This window comes from Pseudomonas spelaei, from assembly GCF_009724245.1.
Taxonomy (GTDB): Bacteria; Pseudomonadota; Gammaproteobacteria; order Pseudomonadales; family Pseudomonadaceae; genus Aquipseudomonas; species Aquipseudomonas spelaei.
Window position 1 is genome coordinate 12545 of the sequence record NZ_WNNK01000018.1, and the last position, 22994, is coordinate 35538.

General features: G+C 59.9%; 24 protein-coding genes. 16 read left to right on the forward strand and 8 right to left on the reverse strand.

The features are described 5' to 3' along the window. Positions 1–103: 103 nt before the first annotated feature. A complete protein-coding gene (locus tag GNF76_RS19910; protein WP_155584834.1) occupies positions 104–1030 on the reverse strand; it encodes a LysR family transcriptional regulator in 927 nt (308 codons plus the stop codon). Between the two features lie 123 nt (positions 1031–1153). Here GNF76_RS19910 and GNF76_RS19915 point away from each other — a divergent pair, with 123 nt between their 5' ends. The 3 genes from GNF76_RS19915 (at position 1154) to GNF76_RS29360 (ending at position 2813) form a co-directional block, all read left to right on the forward strand. Then, positions 1154–1447: a putative quinol monooxygenase gene (locus tag GNF76_RS19915; RefSeq protein ID WP_155584835.1), complete on the forward strand. Its 294-nt coding sequence runs from the start codon at positions 1154–1156 to the stop codon at positions 1445–1447. A 27-nt stretch (positions 1448–1474) separates the two neighbouring features. Further along, a complete protein-coding gene (locus GNF76_RS19920) occupies positions 1475–2488 on the forward strand; it encodes a zinc-binding alcohol dehydrogenase family protein (protein ID WP_155584836.1) in 1014 nt (337 codons plus the stop codon). Positions 2489–2636: 148 nt separating this feature from the next. After that, positions 2637–2813 (forward strand): hypothetical protein, encoded by a 177-nt coding sequence (locus GNF76_RS29360; RefSeq protein ID WP_169357733.1) that lies wholly within the window; start codon positions 2637–2639, stop codon positions 2811–2813. A 124-nt stretch (positions 2814–2937) separates the two neighbouring features. Here GNF76_RS29360 and GNF76_RS19925 read toward each other — a convergent pair whose 3' ends face one another. Further along, positions 2938–4140 (reverse strand): multidrug effflux MFS transporter, encoded by a 1203-nt coding sequence (locus GNF76_RS19925; RefSeq protein ID WP_155584837.1) that lies wholly within the window; start codon positions 4138–4140, stop codon positions 2938–2940. A gap of 84 nt (positions 4141–4224) precedes the next feature. Beyond that, positions 4225–4422 (reverse strand): heavy-metal-associated domain-containing protein, encoded by a 198-nt coding sequence (locus GNF76_RS19930; protein WP_155584838.1) that lies wholly within the window; start codon positions 4420–4422, stop codon positions 4225–4227. Positions 4423–4570: 148 nt separating this feature from the next. Between GNF76_RS19930 and GNF76_RS19935 the strand changes: the two genes are divergently transcribed. Together GNF76_RS19935 and cueR are read left to right on the forward strand one after the other, a co-directional pair. Then, complete coding sequence (locus tag GNF76_RS19935; protein ID WP_155584839.1) at positions 4571–4951, forward strand: hypothetical protein; 381 nt, start codon at positions 4571–4573, stop codon at positions 4949–4951. Between the two features lie 145 nt (positions 4952–5096). Beyond that, positions 5097–5504 carry a Cu(I)-responsive transcriptional regulator gene (gene cueR, locus GNF76_RS19940; RefSeq protein ID WP_155584840.1) on the forward strand — a complete coding sequence of 136 codons (408 nt, stop codon included), beginning with the start codon at positions 5097–5099 and terminating at the stop codon, positions 5502–5504. Positions 5505–5728: 224 nt separating this feature from the next. On the opposite strand, the gene GNF76_RS19945 is transcribed toward cueR, so the two are convergent. Both GNF76_RS19945 and GNF76_RS19950 read right to left on the reverse strand, forming a co-directional pair. Beyond that, positions 5729–6628, reverse strand: coding sequence for a PA4780 family RIO1-like protein kinase (locus tag GNF76_RS19945; protein WP_155584841.1), 900 nt, complete (start codon positions 6626–6628; stop codon positions 5729–5731). Positions 6629–6813: 185 nt separating this feature from the next. Beyond that, positions 6814–8091: an acetyl-CoA C-acetyltransferase gene (locus tag GNF76_RS19950; RefSeq protein WP_155584842.1), complete on the reverse strand. Its 1278-nt coding sequence runs from the start codon at positions 8089–8091 to the stop codon at positions 6814–6816. A gap of 114 nt (positions 8092–8205) precedes the next feature. Here GNF76_RS19950 and GNF76_RS19955 point away from each other — a divergent pair, with 114 nt between their 5' ends. From GNF76_RS19955 to GNF76_RS19970, 4 genes are all read left to right on the forward strand, one after another. Further along, entirely contained in the window at positions 8206–9558 is a 1353-nt protein-coding gene (locus GNF76_RS19955) for a 3-oxoacyl-ACP reductase (protein ID WP_155584843.1), read from the forward strand. A gap of 2 nt (positions 9559–9560) precedes the next feature. Then, positions 9561–10409 carry a MaoC family dehydratase gene (locus tag GNF76_RS19960; RefSeq protein ID WP_155584844.1) on the forward strand — a complete coding sequence of 283 codons (849 nt, stop codon included), beginning with the start codon at positions 9561–9563 and terminating at the stop codon, positions 10407–10409. A gap of 325 nt (positions 10410–10734) precedes the next feature. Continuing rightward, on the forward strand, positions 10735–12534 hold the full coding sequence (locus GNF76_RS19965; protein ID WP_155584845.1) for a collagen-like triple helix repeat-containing protein: 1800 nt from the start codon (positions 10735–10737) through the stop codon (positions 12532–12534). A gap of 184 nt (positions 12535–12718) precedes the next feature. Beyond that, the gene (locus GNF76_RS19970) at positions 12719–14401 is read left to right on the forward strand and encodes a ShlB/FhaC/HecB family hemolysin secretion/activation protein (protein WP_155584846.1); all 1683 of its coding nucleotides are present in this window, start codon (positions 12719–12721) and stop codon (positions 14399–14401) included. Between the two features lie 78 nt (positions 14402–14479). Here GNF76_RS19970 and GNF76_RS19975 read toward each other — a convergent pair whose 3' ends face one another. The 3 genes from GNF76_RS19975 to GNF76_RS19985 form a co-directional block, all read right to left on the reverse strand. After that, positions 14480–14674, reverse strand: coding sequence for a Flp family type IVb pilin (locus GNF76_RS19975; RefSeq protein WP_155584847.1), 195 nt, complete (start codon positions 14672–14674; stop codon positions 14480–14482). A 136-nt stretch (positions 14675–14810) separates the two neighbouring features. Beyond that, the gene (locus GNF76_RS19980; protein WP_155584848.1) at positions 14811–15224 is read right to left on the reverse strand and encodes a response regulator; all 414 of its coding nucleotides are present in this window, start codon (positions 15222–15224) and stop codon (positions 14811–14813) included. Between the two features lie 61 nt (positions 15225–15285). Continuing rightward, positions 15286–15480, reverse strand: a complete 195-nt coding sequence (locus GNF76_RS19985) for a Flp family type IVb pilin (protein WP_155584849.1) — start codon at positions 15478–15480, stop codon at positions 15286–15288. Between the two features lie 327 nt (positions 15481–15807). Between GNF76_RS19985 and cpaB the strand changes: the two genes are divergently transcribed. Genes cpaB through GNF76_RS20020 form a run of 7 tightly spaced genes read left to right on the forward strand, consistent with a single transcriptional unit; the run spans position 15808 to position 22990 of the window. Continuing rightward, positions 15808–16755, forward strand: a complete 948-nt coding sequence (gene cpaB / locus GNF76_RS19990) for a Flp pilus assembly protein CpaB (RefSeq protein ID WP_155584850.1) — start codon at positions 15808–15810, stop codon at positions 16753–16755. Between the two features lie 18 nt (positions 16756–16773). Continuing rightward, positions 16774–18003 (forward strand): type II and III secretion system protein family protein, encoded by a 1230-nt coding sequence (locus GNF76_RS19995; protein WP_155584851.1) that lies wholly within the window; start codon positions 16774–16776, stop codon positions 18001–18003. Beyond that, the gene (locus GNF76_RS20000) at positions 18000–19193 is read left to right on the forward strand and encodes a CpaE/TadZ family protein (RefSeq protein ID WP_155584852.1); all 1194 of its coding nucleotides are present in this window, start codon (positions 18000–18002) and stop codon (positions 19191–19193) included. Before GNF76_RS19995 ends, GNF76_RS20000 begins: the two co-directional genes overlap by 4 nt. Beyond that, positions 19190–20464, forward strand: coding sequence for a TadA family conjugal transfer-associated ATPase (locus GNF76_RS20005; RefSeq protein WP_155584853.1), 1275 nt, complete (start codon positions 19190–19192; stop codon positions 20462–20464). The genes GNF76_RS20000 and GNF76_RS20005 overlap by 4 nt, the downstream gene beginning before the upstream one ends. Positions 20465–20486: 22 nt before the next feature. Next, positions 20487–21368 carry a type II secretion system F family protein gene (locus GNF76_RS20010; protein WP_155584854.1) on the forward strand — a complete coding sequence of 294 codons (882 nt, stop codon included), beginning with the start codon at positions 20487–20489 and terminating at the stop codon, positions 21366–21368. A 1-nt stretch (position 21369) separates the two neighbouring features. Then, a complete protein-coding gene (locus GNF76_RS20015; RefSeq protein WP_155584855.1) occupies positions 21370–22257 on the forward strand; it encodes a type II secretion system F family protein in 888 nt (295 codons plus the stop codon). 10 nt (positions 22258–22267) lie between these two features. Beyond that, a complete protein-coding gene (locus GNF76_RS20020; protein WP_155584856.1) occupies positions 22268–22990 on the forward strand; it encodes a tetratricopeptide repeat protein in 723 nt (240 codons plus the stop codon). Positions 22991–22994 lie beyond the last annotated feature (4 nt).

Genomic DNA, 22994 nt, shown 5'->3' on the forward strand with positions numbered 1-22994 from the left:
TCTGCGCGCAAAAGTATAGGTGCGAAAACACCTGGTTCCGCGGCGTCTGACAGTCCAATCACAGACAGGCGTCGAGTGAAAATCCCTGTAATTGCCGGGGTTATTACGTAGAGATCGATCGGTCTGGCAACTGTGCGGTCAACTTCGCACAACGGGACACGAGCATTTCCCGCAGCAAGTTGATCGGCTTGCTCAACTGCGCACGATGGGCGCACAACAGATTGAGCGGCGTACGCTCACCTTGCAGCTCCGGCAGGAGCAGGCGCAGACGCCCGGCCAACACATCAGAACTGACGTCCAGCCAGGATTTATAGGCAATGCCGACACCCGCCACGGCCCATCGCCGAACCACGTCGGCATCGTCACTGAAACGGTCGCCCGTCACCGTCAGGCTGACCTCGCGTTTGCCGTCGTGAAAACGCCAATGGTCATGCACCCGGCTGCCGAGCATGTACAGCAGGCAATTGTGCTGGGCCAGTTGCTCCAGGTGACGAGGTTCGCCATGCCGGGCCAGGTAGCTGGGCGCAGCGCACAGTACCCGAACGTTCTGCGGGGCAATGGGCAAGGCGATCAAGCTGGAATCTTCAGGTTCGCCGTAGCGCAAGGCGATGTCCACCGGCTGGCGGAACAGGTCGGCGATGCGGTCGCCCAGCAGCAAGCGTACGCTCAGCTTGGGGTATTCGGCCTGGAACTCATCCAGCCAGGGCACCAACTGATTGCGGCCGAAGTCCGACGGCGCCGACAGCTGCAAGACACCACTGACCTGGTCCTGGCCACTGGCTAACAACCTGCGCCCCTCGTCCAGGGAACTCAAGGCCGCGCGGGCGTACTCCAGAAACCCCTCGCCCTCCGCCGTCAGGCGCAGGCTGCGGGTGGAGCGCGCCAACAACCGTGCCCCCAGTTGCTGTTCGATCCGCTTCAACGCCGCACTGGCCACCGCCGCCGACATATCCATGACCCGCGCCGCTGCCGAGAGGCTGCCCAGGTCCGCCGCACGGACAAATAACTGCAAATCATCAAAACGCAGCATGCTGATTGTCCCGAACCATTATCAAAAAAAAATTGAAAGAGACTGCTCTTTTAGCGGGTTTTATCTTCAAGAGAAATAGCCAATCATCTGTCCATCCTGTTCATCACGTGTCTGGAGTCGAATATGTCTACCGCCTTTAACGTCATCGCCACGCTGATTGCCAAACCCGGTCAACAAGACACCCTTGAGCCATTGCTTCGCGGACTGCTGGAACCTACCCGCGCCGAAGCCGGTTGCCAGCAATACGACTTGCACCAGGACCTGCAACACCCCGAAACCTTCTACATGCTCGAGCGCTGGAACGACGACGCCGCGCTGGACGCTCACGACCGGAGCGCCCACATCCAAAGCTTTCGCACCAAGGCCGCTGACGTGATTGAGCATTTCGAGCTCAAGCGCCTGAAGTTCCTCGGCTGATCACTGACTCATTTTCTGGAAACCCACATGAAAGCCATCGCTTACTACGCCGCACTGCCCATCAACGATCCAAAGTCCCTGCAAGACATCGAACTGCCGGAACCCGTCGCCGGTCCCCGCGACCTGCTGGTGGAAGTCAAGGCTATCTCGGTCAACCCGGTGGACACCAAAGTCCGCCAGAACGTCGCCCCGGAAAACGGCGCGGCCAAAGTACTGGGCTGGGACGTGGCCGGTGTGGTCAAGGCCGTGGGCAGTGCAGTGACCCTGTTCAAAGCCGGCGACAAGGTGTTCTACGCCGGCTCGCTCGTACGCCCAGGCGGCAACAGCGAGCTGCATACCGTCGACGAACGCATCGTCGGCCACATGCCGAAAAGCCTGGGGTTTGCCGAAGCCGCCGCACTGCCGCTGACCGCCATTACCGCCTGGGAGCTGCTGTTCGAACGCCTGCAAGTGCGCGAAGGCAAGACGGATGAGGGCCAGAGCTTGCTGATCGTTGGTGCATCCGGTGGCGTGGGCTCGATCCTTACACAACTGGCCAAACAGCTCACCGCATTGAAGGTCATCGGCACCGCTTCCCGTCCGGAAACCCAGGCCTGGGCCAAGGATCTGGGGGCTGACCTGGTGATTGACCACAGCCAACCACTCAGTGAAGAACTGAAACGTGCAGGCGTTGCGCACGTGACCCACGTCGCCAGCCTGACCCAGACCGACCAACACCTGGATCAACTGGTGGAAGCACTGATGCCCCAAGGCAAACTCGCGCTGATCGATGATCCCAAGGCGCTGGACATCAGCAAGCTCAAGCGCAAGAGCCTGTCGCTGCATTGGGAATTCATGTACACCCGCTCGATGTTCGAGACGCCCGACATGATCGAACAGCACAATCTGCTCAATCGCGTGGCCGAACTGATCGACGCGGGCACATTGAAAACGACAGTGGGCGAACACTTTGGGGTGATCAACGCCGCCAACCTGCGCCGCGCCCACGAGCTGCTGGAAAGCGGCAAAGCCAAGGGCAAGATCGTATTGGAAGGGTTCTAAGAAGCGCGTCTGTCAGTGCCGTCCGTTATTCATGTGAGTGATGGACGACACCGCTAGTCTGAGACTTGATCCTTGTCATATTTGTAAGCGTATTCGGGTTTATATTGGCCGCCTTTGCCACGCAATCTTTTACGTGAGGAAGTCAGCAATGAAGATCCTGATAAAAGCGTTAGCAAAATCTCAAGGCAACAAATGGCAGGTCCGTCTGGACCAAAACGCCTTTACCTTCCGCAGTGAGGCCGAAGCCCGCGCGTTTGCCGACACCCTGCAAAGCCGAATCCAGGCGCCTCACCGTTTTCCCGAACAACATCGCTCAGCCGGCTGACCCTGTAGCCGCTGTCGAGCTTGCGAGGCTGCGTTCGGCTGCGAAGCCGTCGTAAAGCGGCTATGCGGTCTGCCTGATAAAACGCCTGCGCGACCTTACGAGGGCTTCGCCCTCGATCGCAGCCTCATTCTTCGGCAGCGGCTACAGCCAGAGCCTTTTCCCGCTGCAAGCGGCGGGTCAATGTGGCCACTGTCACCGCCAACACCCCGCACAAGCTGATGACCATCGCCATCGGCATGGCCGTACCGTCGTGCAAAACCCCCACCAACGACGCCGCACCTGCCGCCACACCAAATTGAATGCAGCCCAGCAACGCCGACGCACTGCCGGCCCGCGCGCCCTGCCCGCTCATGGCGCAGGCTGAAGTATTAGGCAAAATACAGCCCAGGCTGGCGATGCAAATAAACAGCGGCACCAACAACGGCCACAAGGCTTGCGTGTGCAACGCGCTGACCGCCAGTAACACCAGGGCCGCCGCCAGGTAAATCCACACCGTACGCCCCAGCAAAAACGCCGGACCGCGCTTGGACAGCAGCCGCGCATTGACTTGCGCCACCAGGATAAAACCGGCGGCGTTGGTACCAAACAGCCAGCCGTAATGCTCGGCAGGCACGCCGTAGAGTTTGATAAATACGAAAGGCGAACCGGCGATGTAGGCAAACATCCCGGCAATTGCGATGCCTCCGGTCAGGGCATACCCGAGAAATACCCGATCCGCCAGCAGGCGACCGTACTGGCGCAATGCACCAGACAGCGGCTGGCGCGGCTGATTGGCCGGCAAGCTTTCCGGCAGGCCAACGGCCACCGCGACGGCGGCGAACACGCTGAACACCGTCAGCGCCAGGAAAATCGACTGCCAGCCATAGAGGCCAACCATTACCCCACCCAGCATCGGCGCGAGGATTGGTGCCAGCCCGACCACCAGCATCAACTGGGAAAACACCTTGGCCGAACCCACCGCGTCGCATTTGTCGCTGACCACGGCCCGGGAAATCACCATGCCCGCGCAGCCGCCCAATGCCTGGACGAAACGCGCACCGATCAGCCACTCCAGGGTCGGCGCGTAGGCGCAGGCCAGGGAAGCCAGGGTGAACAAGGTGACACCACTCAACAGCGGAACCCGTCGACCAAAACGGTCCGCCAACGGCCCATAGATCAACTGACCGATGGCCAAGCCGGTGAAGTACACCGCCAAGGTCAGTTGAATATGTTTTTCGTCGGTGCCGAAGGCCAAGGCCATGGCCGGGAAGCCGGGCAGGTAAAAGTCGATCGCCAGTGGCGCAAACGCGCTCAAGGCACCCAAAATCAGGATTATGCGAAGGTTCATCAGGCACCCAGCTCAGTCAGGACCGACAGTCTATCCGGGCGTGGGTGCCTTGAACATTACGTTAGCTCGCTAACTATTAAAAAATCACGCGAGCCTGGCGCTGTAGCCTTCTTCCGTGATCAGACCGATGACTTCTTCAGGCGACAAACGGCTTTCGACACCCACCTCCTTCGCGGCCAGATCGACCCGCACACTGGCCGCCGGGTCCTTGCCTTGCACCGCCTGGGTCACTGCCCGGACACAATGGCCGCAGGTCATTCCTTCAACATTGAATACTTGCATGACATGACTCCTTTAATGAGGGTACAGGCAGTTTTGACCTTGCCACGAGGGCAAGGTCAAGTTCTGAAAATACCGGCCGGGCTGGTATTCAGCCGCGTCGTCGGCCAAGCTTCATCCATCCACGATTTGATACTTCGGAGAATTCGCCATGCGCTGGTCGCTTTTTGGCCTTGTCAGCCTGCTGAGCTTGTTTGTTGCTGCACCGATGGCCAGCGCCGCCGAAGACTATGCTGTGCTGATTATTTCCCGGGAGCGCCTGGAAGTACCGACCAATTGCGAGATTGGCCTGTACATCAATGATCAGTTGGCGGGAAGGTTGTTCCAGGAACAGGCCACCTCATTCAATCTACCGGAAGGCAAGGTGTCACTGCGTCTCAAGCTGCTGCCGGGGCAAGCCGTCGGTTGCCTGCCGGGGATGCTGGCACCCAGGGCACAAGAGATGAATCTGAAAGCCGGTGATGTACGCAAAGTGCGTATTGCCCTGGGCCAGGACGGGATGTACCTGAAATCGGCCACGCTGGATTACTGAAACATTGATCTGAAACCTTGACCTTCCCCCAAGGTCAAGGTTGATCCTAGGTGCTGCCGGGGCGGCAATGGCCTTGTCGAACGTCGGCACGACCGGCATGCGCCGCTGTTGAAACCTGGAAACCCAACGATCAGGAGGATCACCCATGAATATCGGCCAAGCGGCGAGTCAAAGCGGCCTGAGCGCCAAGATGATTCGCTATTACGAATCCATTGCACTGCTGAAACCTGCCCACCGTACCGACAGCGGCTATCGCCTGTACGGCGCCGACGACCTGCATACCCTGGCGTTTATCAAGCGCTCGCGGGACCTGGGGTTTTCGTTGGAGGAAGTCGGCAAACTGTTGACCTTGTGGCAGGACCGCCAGCGGGCCAGCGCCGACGTCAAGGCGCTGGCGCGCCAGCACATCGAAGAGCTGAACCAGAAGATTCGGGAGTTAGGGCAGTTGCGCGACACGTTGCAGGACCTGGCCGAGCATTGCCAAGGCGATCACCGGCCGGACTGTCCGATTCTCAAGGAATTGGCGGCGGGCAGTTGCTGCAGTTCCAACTGACTAAACGCGAAACAAATGTGGGAGCGGCGGTGCGACTTGCTCGCGAAAGCCGCTGTAGCCGCTGCCGAGGTACGAGGCGGCGATGCGTGTCCGCAGGACCGCCCTTGGGGCCGCTACGTCGGAATGCCGCACCAAACCCATCGCAGCCTCATTCTTCGGCAGCGGCTACAGCCGCTTTCGCGGGCGGGCCGGCTCCCACATTTAGCTCTCCATTTACCGTCAGATCACTGCATCCAGGGCGGCGGTGGAGGCTCCTCCGAGGCTTTGCTCGGTGGCGCATCGTCTGCCGCACGGATCGCCTGACGCCGCTCTTCATCCAGCCGCGCCGCTTCGATCTCACGGATAACGCCGCCCACGTCCGCCAACTCTTCCGGCTCGTCGAACTCGCCGGTCAAGGCACTGGCCGGGTGCAGAGTGCCGGCTTCGTACAGCGCCCACATCTCCTTGGCGTACTTGGTCTTCTTCAATTCCGGCGCAAAACGCCCGAAGTAGGAAGCCATGTTGCCCACGTCCCGTTCCAGCATGCTGAACGCGTGGTTGTTACCCGCCGCATCGACCGCCTGAGGCAAGTCGATGATCACCGGGCCCGTCGGCGTCAACAGCACGTTGAATTCGGACAAGTCACCATGTACCAACCCTGTACACAACATCAGCACGATCTGGGAAATCAGGAAGGTGTGATATTCACGGGCCTGGTCCGGGTCAAGCGTCACGTCGTTAAGCCGTGGCGCCGCGTCGCCGTATTCATCGGCCACCAGCTCCATCAACAGCACGCCTTCAAGGAAGTCGTACGGCTTAGGCACGCGAACGCCCGCACCGGCCAGACGAAACAACGCAGCCACTTCGGCGTTCTGCCAGGCGTCTTCGGTTTCTTTCTTGCCAAACTTGGAGCCCTTGGCCATGGCCCGGGCCTGCCGGCTGTTGCGGACCTTGCGGCCTTCCTGGTATTCGGACGCCTGACGAAAACTTCGTTTATTCGCCTCCTTGTAAACCTTGGCGCAACGTAACTCGTTGCCGCAGCGCACCACATAAACAGCTGCTTCTTTACCACTCATGAGTGGGCGCAGCACCTCGTCGACCAGACCGTCCTCGATCAGGGGTTCAATGCGTTTAGGAGTCTTCATCAGCTTTTATTGTGGGTCCTTTATTACCAAACACGCGTATGGCACTCGTTATACGGCAATCCTCTCACGCCGGGGAGAGGGTACCGACCTTTGACTGCTTAAGAATGCATCCAATGTGCCAGATTAATTCGGCAACGCACCTTTTTGTCTGCGCACCTACAGGAGCCGGCGGATGATAGCGGAGTTCAACGCTCGATAATTGCCGTCACCCCCTGACCGCCTGCAGCGCAGATCGAAATAAGCCCCCGGCCCTTCCCGGCCGCATCCAACAACTTGGCCAGGTTGGCAACAATACGACCGCCCGTGGCAGCAAATGGATGCCCGGCCGCCAATGAGCTGCCTTTGACGTTCAAACGGCTGCGGTCGATGGAACCCAGCGGCGCATCCAGCCCCAGGCGCGTCTTGCAGTACTCCGGGTCTTCCCAGGCCTTCAGCGTGCACAACACTTGGGCAGCGAAGGCTTCGTGAATCTCGTAGTAATCGAAGTCTTGCAGCGTCAGACCGTTCCTGGTTAACAAGCGCGGGACAGCATACACCGGCGCCATCAGCAGCCCTTCGGCGCCGTTGACGAAATCCACCGCAGCCGCTTCTCCGTCTCGCAGGTACGCCAGGATTGGCAGGCCACGTTCCTTGGCCCAAGCCTCGCTGCCCAGCAGTACCAGGGAGGCGCCATCGGTCAGCGGTGTCGAGTTGCCCGCAGTCAAAGTGCCCTTTTCGCTGCGTTCAAAGGCGGGCTTGAGGCTGGCGAGTTTTTCCAGGGTCAGGTCAGGGCGCAGGTTGTTGTCGCGGGTCAGGCCAAGAAACGGCGTGAGCAAATCGTTTTGCCAGCCTTCGGCGTAGGACGCGGCCATTTTCTGATGGCTTTCCAGGGCCAGTTGGTCCTGCTCGGCGCGGGGGATCTGCCAGGTCTGCGCCATCAACTCACAGTGCTCACCCATGGATAACCCCGTGCGCGGCTCGCCATTGCGTGGCAACTCCGGCTTGAGGTGATGGGGACGAAGTTGTAACAAGACCTTTAGCTTTTCCGCCATGGTTTTGCTGCGGTTCGCCTGCAGCAAAATCTTGCGCAACCCTTCATTGACGCCGATGGGCGCGTCGGACGTGGTGTCGACACCACCGGCAATCCCACATTCAATCTGCCCCAAGGCAATCTTGTTGGCCACCAGCAACGCAGCCTCAAGCCCCGTGCCGCAGGCCTGTTGAATGTCGTAGGCCGGAGTTTGCGGCGACAGCCGCGAGCCCAGCACACACTCGCGGGTCAGGTTGAAATCCCGGGAATGCTTGAGCACCGCACCGGCGACCACCTCGCCCATGCGCAGGCCGTGCAGGTTGTAGCGTTCGATCAGGCCTTCCAGGGCAGCGGTCAGCATCGCCTGGTTACTCGCCGTGGCGTAAGGGCCATTGGACCGGGCGAAGGGGATGCGATTACCGCCAATGATCGCGACACGGCGCAATTGAGTCATGGAAAGCTCCCTGAAGGTTGTGGGTCGAGTCTTTGAGACTAGCCTAGGCTCAATCGAACGACTTTCACCTATTGATGGTCCACCGTTTGAACCCCAGCACCCGGAGAGCGTTCCATGTCTGACCGTTATATCGACTTCGCCAACTCAAGCCTCGGCCATCGCCTGGTCGCCGCCATTGGCCTGCCGTCGCCGGTACGCCTGGAACGCTGGCAGGCTGGACGCCTGCGTCCGGTGGAGGGCGCACTGTTAATCGGCGGCGGCCTGCTGGCTGCCAAGGTGTTGGCGTTTGCCAATAAACTCACCGATGCCATTTACAGCTATGGCCCTGAACCGTTGGTGGCGCCTGCCTGGATTCCCGGCCATGGTCCCAAGCTCAAGGCTGTGGTGTTTGATGCCAGCCAATTGCAGCACACCGATCAGCTCAAACAACTGCGAGAGTTCTTTCAGCCGCTGCTGAAAAACCTCGATCACAGTGCCCACCTGGTGATCCTGGGTCGGGCCCCGGAAAGCCTCGCCGACCCATTCGCCGCCAGCGCCCAGCGGGCCCTGGAAGGTTTCGGTCGATCGCTGGCCAAGGAGCTGCGTAACGGCGGCACCCTGCAGTTGCTCTATGTCGGCGACGGTGCCGAAGATCAGTTGGAAGGTGCGCTGCGGTTCTTCCTCTCGCCGAAAAGTGCCTATGTGTCAGGCCAGGTGATCCGCCTGGGCGCCTGCGCCACACACGTCCAGGACTGGACCCGCCCCTTGGCCGGACGCAAAGCCCTGGTGACCGGCGCCGCGCGCGGTATCGGCGCGTCCATTGCCGAAACCCTGGCCCGCGACGGTGCCGAAATCCTGCTGTTGGACGTACCCCAAGCCAAGGCTGATCTCGATGCCCTGGCCGCGCGCTTGGGCGGGCGTAGCATTGCTCTGGATATCTGTGCCGAAGACGCCGCCACACAGCTTGTCGAGCAGTTGCCGGACGGCATCGACATCGTGGTGCATAACGCCGGCATCACCCGCGACAAAACCCTCGCCAACATGACCCCCGAATATTGGGACGCCGTACTGGCGGTCAACCTCAACGCGCCACAGGTCCTGACCAAAACCCTGCTCGACAGCGGCACCTTGCACGACAACGGCCGCGTGGTGCTGCTGGCGTCCATCAGCGGCATCGCCGGCAACCGCGGGCAAACCAACTATGCCGCGAGCAAGGCCGGGCTGATCGGGCTGGCCCAGGCCTGGGCGCCGCTGCTGGGGGAACGCGGGATCAGCATCAACGCGGTGGCACCCGGCTTTATCGAAACCCAGATGACCGCCCATATTCCGTTCGCCCTGCGTGAAGCCGGACGCCGCATGAGTTCCCTGGGCCAGGGCGGCTTGCCTCAAGACGTTGCCGAAGCGGTGGCCTGGCTCAGCCAACCGGGTTCGGGGGCCGTGAGCGGGCAGGCGCTGCGGGTGTGTGGGCAAAGTCTATTGGGGGCATGAATATGGATTGGCACACACTGGACAGCACACCCTTTCTGCCGCCCCTTTATTTGCGGGCAGCACTCAAACGGAAAGTCAGTGGCACTGCGCTGCCCGAAGAGGGACTGCGGTGCTGGATGACCGTGGACCCCAAACACCTGGCGGCCTATCGCAAGGTGTGCGGTTTTGAAGACAGCGCGATCCTGCCGGCCACTTATCCACACATCCTCGCGTTTGCCCTGCAGATGCAGTTGCTCACCGCCAGGGATTTCCCCTTTCCTCTGCTGGGCCTGATCCACCTGAGTAATCGCATTCGTATCCTGCGCACACTGGGCTGCGTGGGTTACCTGCGGATCGGCGTGCGCACGCAAAACTTGCAGCCGCACGCCAAGGGCGCGACGTTTGACCTGATAACCACAATGGAAGACTCATTGGGCCCGCTATGGGAAGCGCAAAGCCGAATGCTCTGCCGTGGCGTGAAACTGCCGGGTGAGGTGGCCGATGATGCTGTGATGTCGCCCACCGGCCTCACCGAGCTGACCCGCTGGAAGGCCCCCGCCGATATTGGGCGCCGCTATGCCCGCGTTTCTGGCGACTACAACCCGATTCACCTGAGTGCGCTGAGCGCCAAGTTGTTCGGGTTTCCCCAGGCAATTGCCCATGGACTATGGAACAAGGCGCGCACATTGGCCGCGCTGGGCCAGCACTTACCGGCCTCCAACATCGAGATAGAGGTCGCGTTCAAAAAGCCGGTGCGCCTGCCCAGTGAAGTGACGTTACGGAGCAGTGCAGCAGCGTCCAGCGGTGAATTGCAACTGACTGGCGCCAACGATATAGAACACATGATCGGAAGATGGCATCCATTTTCCTGAAAACAGCCCAGGCTCCTGGGCTGCCCACCCATTAAATTGTATATATACACCCTAAGTTATATCGGTTATCCGATAGCCTGCTAATCGACCTATCATCTTGTTTTTAAAAGAATCATCCTCTTTTAAATTTTACTGACTACACCCTTGGCATTAGTCATTAAGAAGAAACTGACTAAGTGTATATAAATCGTTAATACCAAGTTGAGCATTGCGAGAAACTGTACCTGAGCCTGTTATAGCCATACGGACGAAAGTATCGATGCCCTCTAGAAGCAGCGAACTTTTGAAAACAACAAAGGCTGTACCAGGTGCAAGGAACTCAATCATGAAAACTCAAGCAGTTTTATTCAAAGCAAGTACCGCGCTGGCCCTGATTCTGGCAATGAGTCTCGCCGGCTGCAGCAGCGGTGGTGGCGGTCATCACAGCAGTACCAGTGCATCCTCTCCAGACGCAGGCGCAGGTAGCGGATCGGGTGGTTCAGGTGGAGGAACAGGCGGTGGTACTGGTGGCGGTGACGGCAGCGGCACTGGCGGTGGTACCGGTGGCGGTGACGGCAGCGGTGACGGCAGCGGAACCGGTGGCGGAACGGGCGGTGGTACCGGTGGCGGCACTGGCGGCGGAACGGGCGGTGGTACCGGTGGCGGAACAGGTGGTGGCACCGGTGGCGGCACTGGCGGCGGAACAGGTGGTGGCACCGGTGGCGGCACTGGCGGCGGAACAGGTGGTGGCACCGGTGGCGGCACTGGCGGCGGAACGGGTGGTGGTACCGGTGGCGGCACTGGCGGCGGAACGGGCGGTGGCACCGGTGGCGGTACCGGTGGTGGCACAGGCTCAACCACCAGCCCACTGGTCACTGGCCAGATTGCAGCCAATCTGGGCGGCACCCTCAGTAATGTCGGCACGGCCATTGGTGGCATCGGCACAACCGTAGGCGGTGTTCCGGTAGTCGGCACAACGGCAGGTGGGCTGGTAACGTCCGTCGGCACCGCCGTCGGCAATATCGGCACAGGCGTCAGCACTGGCCTTGGCACGCTGGGTACTAACAGCAACGCCCTGGGCACCACCCTCGCAGGCGTGGGTAACGGCGTCGCCACCCTGGGGACTGGTGTTTCCACTACCGGCCAGTCAGTGAGCACATTACTCGGCGGCGTCCCCGTGGTCGGTACGACAGTGGCGCCCCTCACAGGTAGCCTGGTGGGCACCGTCGGCCAAGCTGTCAACATGTTGGGCAACACCCTGAGCGTGAACAGTACCAGTGGGCCTCTTGGCTCCGCGACCAATGCAATAGGCGGCAAGGTGCTGGTACCGGTGATTTCCCTGGTGGAAAACACCACCGGCAACCTGGGCAAGGCGACTGGCCTGGGCGCCCCACTCAATGGCGTGCTGGATAAAGTCGGCTCGACCGTTACCGGCCTTGGCACTCAAGTGACTGGCGCCGGTGGGACTGGCAACCCTGTCACCACGCTGGTGGGCAGTGTGCTCGGCGGCGCAGGTGCGGTCCTCAACACTTCTGGTGGTTATGTGGCGCCTTCAGCCGGTACGGGTGCCGGTGGTGCTCCTGCCTCCGGTCTGCCGGAACTGGTTGGTGGCGTAGTCGCCAACCTCGGCAACGGCCTGAACGCCGGCAACACCAACGGCACAGTCAGTGCAGCTGGTGTAACGGGTGGCGCATTGGGTGGCGCAGTAGCGTCTGTGGGTACTCTGATCGGCGGCACAGGTGTAGCCAACACCGCAGCGAGTACGCCAGTCGCAGCACTGGCTACTAATGTCGGCGCAGCATTGAACCCTGTCACCTCGGGCGTTACCAGCCTGACGCAGAACGTCGGCACCACAACCGGTATCGGCGCTCCCGTCAACGGATTGGTGACAGCAGTCGGTGGGGCCGTGAGCGGTCTTGGCACTAACATCACCACGGCCAATGCCAACCCGGTCACTAATGCCGTCGGTAACGTTGTCACAACAGTAGGCGGCACCGTCGCCTCGGTGGGTGGCTTGGTCACAGGTGGCACCACCGGCGGTGGCGGCCTGCTCGGCGGTTTGAACGTAGGTGGCAGTACGTCCGGCACAGGGACCGCAAGTGGAGGTTTGGGCGGTCTGCTGGGTGGCCTGACCGGCAAAAAATAGAATTGCACCTGGCCGATTAGACGGCCTCCCTTACAGCGCCTACGCTTGGTTGAGACGAGAGATTCCGTTGAGTCTCTCGTCTTTTTATTTGGGCAGTGATCGCCCATGAAAACCTTCCCCACCGCGCCCCAAGAACGCGACGGGAATATGCGAATGCTGCTGCAGTTTGACCATGGAGTGTCCTATGCGCGCTTTAACGCCTTTGCTATTACTCACCCTCAGTGCTTTTGTCCAAGCCGAGACCCTACCCAGCTTTCTCAATAGCAACGACACCATCCGCAACCTGCCAGTACCCAACCTTCCTGCCGACGCCTACCGCCCGGCCACGCCCCAAACCCAATTGCCGGACCCCGCCGCCGCGCAAGCGCAACCGCTGCAAATGGACACCAAGGTAACCATTCGCAAACTGCAAATCGAAGGCGGGACGATTTACCCACTCAAGGACGTCGCCCAGGTTTTCGCACCGCTGATTGGCCACGAAACCAACCTCGCACAACTGATCGAAGCCACCCGCAGCATCACCCAACGTTATCAGCAAGACGGCTACCTGTTGTCTTATGCCTTCTTGCCGGATCAACGCTTCGAACAGGGCCTGGTACGTGTGGTACTGGTGGAGGGCTACATCAAGGATTATCAACTGCAAGGCGATATCGGCTCCGTCTCGGCCTACGTCGACAAACTGGCAGAAAAACTCAAGGCCGAACGCCCCCTGACCCGCAAGACCTTCGAGCGCTACACCACGCTGATGAGCCGCATCCCGGGTGTCACTTTGCAAGCGCAAGTGCCCCCACCGGGCACCACCGACGGTGGCGCGCATATGCAGATCCAGGCCAGTCGCAAGCCTTTCACCACCAGCATGAGCTTGAACGACGACAACCGCGCGGGCCTACAGGCGCTGGTAACCGGCAACAGCAATTCGCAGACCTCGATGGGTGAGCAACTGAGTGTCAGTGGCTTGTTCCCGCCAGGCCACGATAAGGAGCATTACTATCGCGTCGGCTACAGCCAGTTCATTAATGCCGAAGGCACCCAGTTGGTCCTCAACGCCGAACGCTATCGCGCCGACCCACGCAGCAATGTGCTATTGGACGGCGGCTTCCAGCTCAAGCCTCACCAGGAAGTGGATCGTTACTCCATCGGCCTCAGCCATCCGCTGATCGCATCCCCCACCGAGTCATTGACCCTCGGTACACGCCTGTACGCCGTTGACCAAACGACCCGCTATCAATTAGTCGGCTACCCGCAACGTTTCGACCTGGAAACCGATTCCCGTGCGCTGGCCTTTGAAGGCGATTGGCGCAAGGCCAACGATCGCCAGTTGCGCATCCTCAGCGCGGGCTTGTACCAAGGCATCAATGGTCTGGGCGCCAGGACCCACAGTGATTTCGGCGGAATAGAACCGGATCTGGATTTCTTCCGCCTGCGCCTGGCGGGCGTCCAGAGCAACAAGTTCTTCGATAACTGGCAAGGCGTCATGTCCGGGGCGCTCTACTGGAGCAACAACACCCTGCCCGACAGCGAACGCGCGGTATTCGGCGGGCAGAATTTCGGTCGCGGCTACCCTGATGACCAAGGCTCGGGTGACAAGGGTTGGGGCGTGGCCTATGAGGTGAACTACAGCTTCAACCGTGCGGGTGAGTGGGTAAAGATTCTCCAGCCCTACGTGGTCCTGGACCGCGCCAAAACCTGGTTCAACGAATTACCAGTCAAGGGTAACGACATGTCCTCCGCCGCTGCCGGCCTGCGCTTTGGCGACAACAAGTACTACAACATCTCCCTGGAAGTGGCCAAGCCGATGTCGGACATCGCGCTGGATACCTTTAATCGGCGGCCGCGGTATACGTTGAGTTTCAGTTATCAGTTGTAACTGAGAGCCGCAAGAAGGAGCCTCCGGCGTCCGACTTGCGGCCTGAAATTCGTGAGAGTTGGGGATTCGAAAGACGACTCAAGAAGAGGTAATGGCTGTCGATACTTTGCCAAAGAACGTTGTAATTTGAGGTCCAAGTTGCTGCCCGGCTGCCAGGACAACGAGGGCTATCACCGCGACAAGAATGACGTACTCAATTGCGGTTGCTCCGTCTTCACGGTGAGAAAACAACTGAAGCTGAGCGTAGAGTTTCAGCACGCAGGTAAGGAACATGGAAGCTCTCCTTTGCGCCATTGGGCGCCAGTATCGCAGCACACCTGAAGCGATGTGCAACTGAAGCATTGTCAACAAACACCACCCTCACAACTGTAAGAACCGACTAATCACAAAGTAGTAGCAAGCGAACGTCCTACTGCCTGACCAACTGCACTTTCGGCAGCGGAAACAGGTTGTTCAGAGTATCCAGCAAACGCACCAGATAGATGGGCTTGCGAAACAGATCCAAGACCTGCAAACGCAGCATGTCGCTGACATCATCCATCTCGGCATGACCTGACATGACGATCACCGGAAGGTGCTGTCGGGAGGTGTGTTCACGCAGGCGTTTGATCAGCGAGATGCCGCTTTCCTCGGGCATACGCAGGTCGGTGATGACCAAGGCAATATCCGGATGCAAGGTCAGCTCTTGCAAGGCGAACGTCACAGACGTCGCGGTGAAACAAACGAAACCCTCGTTCTCCAGCGACTCGGCCAGTTCAACGAGGGCGTCTTCTTCGTCATCCACCAGCAGGATCTGTTGGCGAGGGCATGTGGCGGCATTCATGAGCAATACCTTACGTGGACAATTACTGATGGCGCTGCTCACAGGTTACGGCTGGAACAAATCAACTACTAGTGATAGCGGTACCAATTTTGCCAAACAGGGTGCTGATGTTCGTTCCCAGTGTTTTCCCTGCCGACAGGATAACCAAGGCAATAACAGCGACCAGAATCACGTATTCAATTGCCGTCGCGCCCTCTTTGCGATCAAAAAACAAATAGAGCTGAACGTACAACTTCATCAGGAAGTTAAGGAACATATGACCTCTCCTTTGCGTCGCTGAGCGCCGCTATCGATACACTGCGATGATTGCGGTGTGCCACTAGAGCATTGTCAACAAAACCCATACCCACAACTGTAAGAAAGGACTAATCACAAAGCATTAGGCGCAAGGTTGGCACCATAAATCCGTGTTTTCCAAGGCTTCTTCTATAGCGCGGATAAAATTTCTCCGGGGTAATGGCATTTTGTCCTAGTTGGACTACCTTCAAATAGCGAAATCGTTAGATGTTCATAGCTACCTGGTTGCGAAAATGACACGTTTGGATAGGCGGACGCATGGTGCAACAGGAAAGGGAGATCCGTCATGAACAGTCGCTTCAGCATGATACTGGCCGGGTTGCTACTAGTCGGGGCCCTGTTTGCCGGTTATTGGGGGCTGGTCCTGAGTCGTACGCCAGCACCCGTTGCCGTAGCACCGCCGCAGACAGCCACAGTAGAAAAAACCGTCGCTGTCGTCGAAGACCAGACCCGCCAACCGGTGGTGGTCCTGGCTCGTGATGTACCGCCTTTTGTCGCACTGACAGCCGCCGACTTGGCGGTGGAAAAACTGCGCACGGTACCCGCTGGCAGCTTGACCCGTGTTGATCAAGCCATCGGTCGCACACCGTGGAGAACCCTGGGCGCCGGCACTTGGTTGACCGAAGAAAGCTTCACCCCTGGCGGCCCTTTAGCGCGGATGATTCGCTCTGATGAGCGCGCCCTGGCGGTCTCTGTCGACGAGGTGATCGGTGCAGGGGGCCAGCTCAGTCCCGGCGATTATGTGGATGTGCTATTGGCACTGCGCCAGGAGGCCGGCAACGCCGAACAGTCGGCGCAAATCATCATTCCCGCCCTGCGCCTGCTCAGCGTCGGCGACCAGCTGGGCTTGGCCAACGATGGCAAGCCGGCCTCCCCTCCCCCTGCGACCCCTGAAGAAAGAACACAACAGGCCCAACGCCGTACTGCCGCGCGTACCGTGGTACTGGCTGTTCCAGAACAACTGCTGAGTCGACTGATGCTTGCCACTCAAGCCGGCACCCTCCGCTTGGCCGTGCGCAGTGCCGACGAACAACTGCTCAGCCATTACTGGGCCGGCGAAAGCGATTCACCCAGCAAACTGCAAAGTGCCAACCGCGACCTTTACCAGTTCACTCAACTGGCCTTGGTGGGCCCACCGAAAAAGCTCGCCCAAGGCGGCTCGCAACGCGCCGGCATCGAGATCATCCGCGGTAGCCAAGTGACCCAACAGACGGCCACACAACAAACCCCCTGATTGATCAAGGATGCCTGAATGAGCCATCGTTACGCACCAGTGTTCACGCAAATGACCTGGGCTCTGATGCTGTCGAGCCTGCCCGTGGGCGTGGCCCTGGCAGCACCGGGCAACTGCAGCAACCTGGGACAATTGCCCGCAGTGGTTGAAGTGGGCGAAGGCTTGCAACAAGAACTGCAATCCCCGGTGGCGATCACGCGCCTGGCCATTGGCGACCCGAAAATAGCCGACGTCCATCTCAATGGCGACCGTGGCTTTCTACTGACCGGCGTCGCCTCCGGCACCACCAGCCTAATGGTCTGGACCAATTGCGCCACGGCGCCTCGCCAGAGCATGGTGTTCGTCAAGGGCAAGGCCACTTCAGCCCTGACCAGCCAAACACTGTCGCCTTCCGATGACCCGACGCTGCCCAGCCAAGTGCAGACCGATATACGTTTTGTCGAGGTCAGCCGCACCAAGCTCAAGCAGGCCAGCACTTCGCTCTTTGGCCAGGGCGGCAATTTCCTGATTGGCAGTCCTGGTAATGGCACAGCACCCAGCTCCCCCACCAACAGCTTTCGTGGGCAAGCAGTCAATAACGGCTCGTTCAATATCGGATTCGGCGGTGGCCGTGTCTCGGCCATGATCAATGCCCTGGAACAAAGCGGGTTTGCCTACACCCTGGCACGTCCCAGCCTGGTGGCGCTGAGCGGGCAAAGCGCAACGTTCCTGGCGGGCGGCGAAGTACCAATCCCGGTTCCCAGCAGTGGCAGCAATTCCATCTCCATCGAGTACAAGGAGTTCGGCATTCGCCTGACCCTGACGCCTACCGTCATTGACCATAACCGGATATCCCTCAAAGTGGCGCCCGAAGTCAGTGAACTGGATTACTCCAACTCCGTGAAGATCGAAGGCATCGAGGTACCGGCCCTGACCATCCGACGCACCGATACCAGCGTTTCCCTGGCCGATGGCGAAAGCTTCGTGATCAGTGGCTTGATCAGCTCCACCAATAATTCCACCGTCAGCAAGTTCCCAGGCCTGGGAGACATTCCTGTCCTCGGCGCATTTTTTCGCTCATCCAACATCAACCGCGAAGAAAAAGAACTGCTGATGATCGTCACCCCGCACCTGGTCCAGCCCCTCGCCGCCAATGCCCAGTTACCTTCCCTGCCCGGAGAGAAACTGCGCACCTACGACCCGAACTGGTACCGCCTGTACTTCCTGGAGAACGGCAACTTCGACCGTCGCAGTGGACTGTCCCAATGACTGACAGCCTGAGCCAGACTTTCCTGGCAATCACCCGCAACACCACCGATCTGGAGTGGCTCCAGGGTGCACTGGCGCCGCTGGGCCAAGTGGTCAGTGCCGGCGGTGGCAGCCTGGATGAGTTACTCGCGCTGGTGGACGTGACCTTCGCCAACCTGGTGTTTGTTGGCCTGGACCGCGAACACGTGACCGCCCAGAGCGCGCTGATCGAAGGTGCGTTGGAGGCCAAGCCGATGCTGGCCATCGTCGCCCTCGGTGACGGCATGGATAACCAGTTGGTGCTCAATGCAATGCGCGCCGGCGCCCGGGACTTCGTCGCCTACGGCTCACGCTCCAGCGAAGTAGCCGGGCTGGTACGACGCCTGAGCAAACGCCTGCCCGCTGTGACGCCCAATACCCAACTCGGTGGCCTCACCGTGCTCTATGGAACCCAGGCCAACGCCGATGGCGCACTGTTGGCCAACCATCTGGCGCTGGTGGTGCAAAAAAGCGGACAGCAGACGTTGCTGCTGGACCTGGGCCTGCCCCGTGGCGATAGCCTGTCGTTGCTGGGCCTGGAAAGCTCGTTCAACTTTGGCGATGCCCTGCGTCACCTGCGGCGACTGGACACCACCCTGATCAACAGCGCCTTTACCTGCGCCGAAGATGGCTTGCGTATCCTGGCCTACGCCCTCAATGACGAGCCCCTGGAGCGAACCAGCGCCGCCGAGCTATACATGCTGCTCAGCGCCTTGCGTCAGCACTTCCAACACATCGTGGTGAACCTCACCGGGCAACCGGACAGCGAAGCCCTGCGCACCTTTGTCAGCCATTGCGACAAACTGTTGTGGTGCACTGACCAGAGCGTACTGGACTGCCGGCGCAACCTCGCCGTACTGAACCAATGGAGAGAAAAAGGCATGAAGCTGGACCATGGACGCTTGCTGATCGATCGCTACCTCAAAGGCGCTGCACCAGACAGCGAAGCGCTGGAAAAAAGCTATGGCCTGGAAATCATCGCGGTATTGCCCCTGAGCCCAGAGGTGCGCTTGAACGCCAAAAACCAGGGACAAACCTTGTTCACCCTGGCGCCCAGGGAGAGCCTGACCCAAGGCCTGAAAGCCCTCGGCGAACGCCTGGCAAAACGTTCAGAAAGCCTGGAAAAACCTTCGAGCCGCTGGTTTGAACGACTGTTGAGGGCGGGCAAATGAGCGGCGAAAAACTCTTCGGCGCTCCTGCGCGCGCCGCCGGCGGCAACATCGACCACGATGGTCTGAAACTGGTATTGCATCGCTACATCATCGACGCCATCGAAGAGTCGGGGAAAAATCTGCTGGAAGGCTCGCGCCAGTCTCTGGCGCAATTTGTCATCGACAAGGTCGCCGAGTACATCACCCGCATGCACCTGGCGATTTCCCGTTATGAAATGGAACGCCTGGCGGAAGAGATCGTCGACGAACTGACCGGTTTCGGTCCCCTGGAAGTGCTGCTGCGCGACCCCTCGGTGACCGAGATTCTGGTCAACGGCCCGCACCGGGTGTTTATCGAGCGGGATGGTTTGTTGCACCAGAGCGACCTGCGCTTTATCGACGCCCACCATGTGGAGCGAGTCATGCAACGCATCCTCGCGCCGTTGGGGCGGCGCCTGGATGAGTCGTCGCCGATGGTCGATGCCCGCCTGCCCGATGGCAGCCGGGTCAACGCCATCATCCCGCCGATTGCGCTGGACGGTCCGTGCCTGTCGATTCGAAAGTTTCGCAAAGACATGCTCAAGAGCAGCGACCTGGTGGCCATGCAAACCATCGATCAGAACATTTTCGATTTTTTCCAGGAAGCCGTGGGCAAACGCTGCAACATCTTGATCAGCGGCGGTACCGGCACCGGCAAAACCACCTTGCTGAACATCCTCAGCCAACTGATCAATCCTCACGAACGTCTGGTGACCATCGAAGACGTGGCCGAACTGCAACTGGGCCATCCCCATGTGGTGCGCCTGGAAACACGGCCGCCCAACGCCGAGGGCCATGGCGAAGTCAAGGCCAGCGACCTGATCCGCAACGCCCTGCGGATGCGCCCGGACCGCATCATTCTCGGTGAAATTCGTGGTGTGGAAGTGCTTGATGTACTCACCGCGATGAACACCGGCCACGACGGTTCCATGAGTACCGTACACGCCAACAATGCCCAAGACGCGCTGCTGCGCCTGGAAACCCTGGTGGGCCTGACCGGTCGGGTAGTGGCGGAAAAAACCCTGCGGCAAATGATCTGCGCAGCACTGGACGTAGTGATTCAACTGACGCGCCTGCCTGACGGCCGGCGCTGTGTCAGCGAGGTGGTTGAAGTGGTGGGCGTACGGGACGACGTCTATGTCACCAACACACTGTTCCGCCATGACAAGCGGACCGGCTTCGGTTTCCTGCGTGAGGCGATCAATCCCGCTGGCGACAAACTGCGCCGCGAATCGGCGATGCCGCTGCCTTGATCGATGCCAGTAAGGAGGCGATATGACGGGCCCCATCCTGATACTCATCTGCGTGATCCTGATCGGTCTGTCGATACGGATGTTTCAAAACGGCATACGCAAGGCCGAGACCGATCGGGTACTGGAGCGCCTTGCCGAGGGGCAGCCGCTGTTGAATCAAGAGCGCGGAGCCTTGACCGGCATTGAGCGGATGTTCCAGCGCGCCGGTCTGGGCAAACCAACCGACAGCCTGGGGCTGTGGCTGACCTGCTGGGGCTTGGGGCTGTTCCTGGGGTACATGGTGGCCGACTGGATCGGTTTGCTGGCGATGATGATCCTGCCGCTGCTGGCCCTGCGGCTGTATATCGCCTGGCGTTATCAGCGGCGGCTGCAACGGATGATCGAACAATTGCCACAGATGCTGGACCACACCGTGCGCAGTCTAAAGTCCGGCCGCACCTTGGCGGATGCGGTTCTGGGCGCCATCGAGGCTGCCGACGATCCTCTTAAACACGCCATGAGCCGCATCCAGCGCAATGTGCAACTGAGCGTCAGCCTGCCGGAGGCCGCCAGTGACTTTGCCGAGTTTTATGAGCAAGACGAATTTCGCCTGTTTGCCCTGGGCTTGAAGGTCAACCATCGCTACGGTGGCAATGCCAGCGAGCTGCTGGAGAACCTGATCAAGATGATTCGCGAACGAGAACAAGGGACACGGCAACTTAAGGCCATGACCGGTGAAACGCGGATAACCGCGTTTGTGCTGGCAGGTATGCCGATCGCCTTGGTGGGGTATTTCATGGCCGTGAATCCGGACTATTTAATGACCATGTGGAACGACGGCACAGGTCGAACCCTGTTGCTCATTGCAGTCACTATGCAGGTGCTGGGATGCCTGACGATGTGGCGCATGTTGCGGAGTATTTGAGATGGCCTTGCTGATCAGTGCCCTGCTGTTTCTTGCCGCGCTCGTGCTGATTGTCGGCCATCTGATGGAGCAGCGCCGGCGACAGCGCCTGGTCACCCAACGCCTTCAAGGAGAGTTGACCCGTGAGGACCGGCTGGGCAGTTTGCTGCGCCAGTTGGGCAGTAGCCCCATCGCCCAGCGCTCAGTCAGCCTGGACAATGAAACCCAGATATTGCTCAACCGGATCGGCTGGCGAAAATCCAGCCAGCGCTCGATGTTCGCCGCTTTCCAGGTCGGCGTGCCGGTGGTGCTGTTGGGGGTTGTTGTACTGGCTCAAGAGTTGTTCTTCCCCAAGATCGAGTCGCCATGGGTCGCGCCCTTGGTGGCCTTGGGAATCGGTTACCTGTTACCCAAGCGTATTCTGGCCAGCGCCGCCAAATCCCAACAACAACGTATTGCTCGTGAGGTATCGACCTTCATCCCGCTGCTGCGCATCCTGTTCGAATCCGGCATGGCGGTTGAACAATCACTACGCGTGCTGAGCACTGAGGCGCAACGCTTGTTGCCGGCGTTGACCTACGAGCTGCGGCTGGTCCTGACACGGGTCGATTCCGGCCTGGAGTTGAGCGAGGAGTTGGGCAAGACCGCCAAGATGCTGGCGGTGGACGAACTTACTGACACCTGCGTGATTCTCCAGCAACTGATTCAACAAGGCGGTGGTGCGATGAAGTCGCTGCTGTCGCTCAAGCAACTGCTGGATGACCGTCGCCTGACCCGCCTGCAAGAGTACATCTCCAAGATGTCGGCGAAGATGTCAGTGGTGATGATGCTGTTCTTGTTTCCGGCTTTGCTGATTATCCTCGGGGGGCCGGCGTTTATCGCTATCGCCCGAGCCCTGAGTAACTTGTGAGGAGCGCTCGATGAAAGCACTGATTGCCGGCCTGGGCTTGCTGATGCTCGGCGGTTGCGCTACCAACGGCCAGGCCCCCTGGGCGACCCTGATGTCCCCGACCACCTGCCCAAAACCTGGCGCCGACCAGGAACTGTCACTGAACCTTGCCGATGAAATGGCCAACGACGGCAAGCTGCACGCCAGCCTGGCCAACCTGCAAAACCTGCCCAATTCGCTGCCTCAGGTTCGCCAGCGCCAGGCCAAGGCCTACCGGTTGTTGGGCCGCAGCGAAGCCGAACCGCTGTACCGTAGCCTGCTGGGCACCTGCATGGCCGCCGAAGGTGAGCACGGCCTGGGGCAACTGTCCGCCGCCAAGGGCGATAACGGCCAGGCCCTGGCCCACTTGCAGCGCGCCGCCAAGCTGGCGCCCACCGATGAAAAAATCCGTAATGACCTGGGCGTGGTCTATCTCAATCAACTGCGCATCGAGGACGCACGCTTTGAATTCATGACCGCCATGGAGCTCAAGCAGAGCGATCAACTGGCCGCCGTCAATCTGGTGACCCTGCTGATCTACCAGGACAACTGGGGGCAAGCAGCGCAACTGGTCAGTCAGTTGGGCCTGAGCCCCGACCAAGTCACCGAGGCCCAAGCCAGAGCCGAGAAGCTCAAGAGTCCAACCACGCCGGTGGCAAAGGCCAAGGGTCAAGTGGCTGCGGCAAGCGATACCCTGCCACCGACCATCAAGTAAGGGT

Coding starts and splice junctions, on each gene's coding strand:
- GNF76_RS20005 (WP_155584853.1), top strand. CDS start 19,190: ATGAGCGGCGAAAAACTCTTCGGCGCTCCTGCGCGCGCCGCCGGCGGC.
- GNF76_RS19910 (WP_155584834.1), bottom strand. CDS start 1,030: ATGCTGCGTTTTGATGATTTGCAGTTATTTGTCCGTGCGGCGGACCTG.
- GNF76_RS19920 (WP_155584836.1), top strand. CDS start 1,475: ATGAAAGCCATCGCTTACTACGCCGCACTGCCCATCAACGATCCAAAG.
- cpaB (WP_155584850.1), top strand. CDS start 15,808: ATGAACAGTCGCTTCAGCATGATACTGGCCGGGTTGCTACTAGTCGGG.
- GNF76_RS19925 (WP_155584837.1), bottom strand. CDS start 4,140: ATGAACCTTCGCATAATCCTGATTTTGGGTGCCTTGAGCGCGTTTGCG.
- GNF76_RS19950 (WP_155584842.1), bottom strand. CDS start 8,091: ATGACTCAATTGCGCCGTGTCGCGATCATTGGCGGTAATCGCATCCCC.
- GNF76_RS19960 (WP_155584844.1), top strand. CDS start 9,561: ATGGATTGGCACACACTGGACAGCACACCCTTTCTGCCGCCCCTTTAT.
- GNF76_RS19995 (WP_155584851.1), top strand. CDS start 16,774: ATGAGCCATCGTTACGCACCAGTGTTCACGCAAATGACCTGGGCTCTG.
- GNF76_RS19930 (WP_155584838.1), bottom strand. CDS start 4,422: ATGCAAGTATTCAATGTTGAAGGAATGACCTGCGGCCATTGTGTCCGG.
- cueR (WP_155584840.1), top strand. CDS start 5,097: ATGAATATCGGCCAAGCGGCGAGTCAAAGCGGCCTGAGCGCCAAGATG.
- GNF76_RS19965 (WP_155584845.1), top strand. CDS start 10,735: ATGAAAACTCAAGCAGTTTTATTCAAAGCAAGTACCGCGCTGGCCCTG.
- GNF76_RS19915 (WP_155584835.1), top strand. CDS start 1,154: ATGTCTACCGCCTTTAACGTCATCGCCACGCTGATTGCCAAACCCGGT.
- GNF76_RS19970 (WP_155584846.1), top strand. CDS start 12,719: ATGCGCGCTTTAACGCCTTTGCTATTACTCACCCTCAGTGCTTTTGTC.
- GNF76_RS20015 (WP_155584855.1), top strand. CDS start 21,370: ATGGCCTTGCTGATCAGTGCCCTGCTGTTTCTTGCCGCGCTCGTGCTG.
- GNF76_RS19945 (WP_155584841.1), bottom strand. CDS start 6,628: ATGAAGACTCCTAAACGCATTGAACCCCTGATCGAGGACGGTCTGGTC.
- GNF76_RS19935 (WP_155584839.1), top strand. CDS start 4,571: ATGCGCTGGTCGCTTTTTGGCCTTGTCAGCCTGCTGAGCTTGTTTGTT.
- GNF76_RS20000 (WP_155584852.1), top strand. CDS start 18,000: ATGACTGACAGCCTGAGCCAGACTTTCCTGGCAATCACCCGCAACACC.
- GNF76_RS19955 (WP_155584843.1), top strand. CDS start 8,206: ATGTCTGACCGTTATATCGACTTCGCCAACTCAAGCCTCGGCCATCGC.
- GNF76_RS20020 (WP_155584856.1), top strand. CDS start 22,268: ATGAAAGCACTGATTGCCGGCCTGGGCTTGCTGATGCTCGGCGGTTGC.
- GNF76_RS29360 (WP_169357733.1), top strand. CDS start 2,637: ATGAAGATCCTGATAAAAGCGTTAGCAAAATCTCAAGGCAACAAATGG.
- GNF76_RS20010 (WP_155584854.1), top strand. CDS start 20,487: ATGACGGGCCCCATCCTGATACTCATCTGCGTGATCCTGATCGGTCTG.
- GNF76_RS19975 (WP_155584847.1), bottom strand. CDS start 14,674: ATGTTCCTTACCTGCGTGCTGAAACTCTACGCTCAGCTTCAGTTGTTT.
- GNF76_RS19985 (WP_155584849.1), bottom strand. CDS start 15,480: ATGTTCCTTAACTTCCTGATGAAGTTGTACGTTCAGCTCTATTTGTTT.
- GNF76_RS19980 (WP_155584848.1), bottom strand. CDS start 15,224: ATGAATGCCGCCACATGCCCTCGCCAACAGATCCTGCTGGTGGATGAC.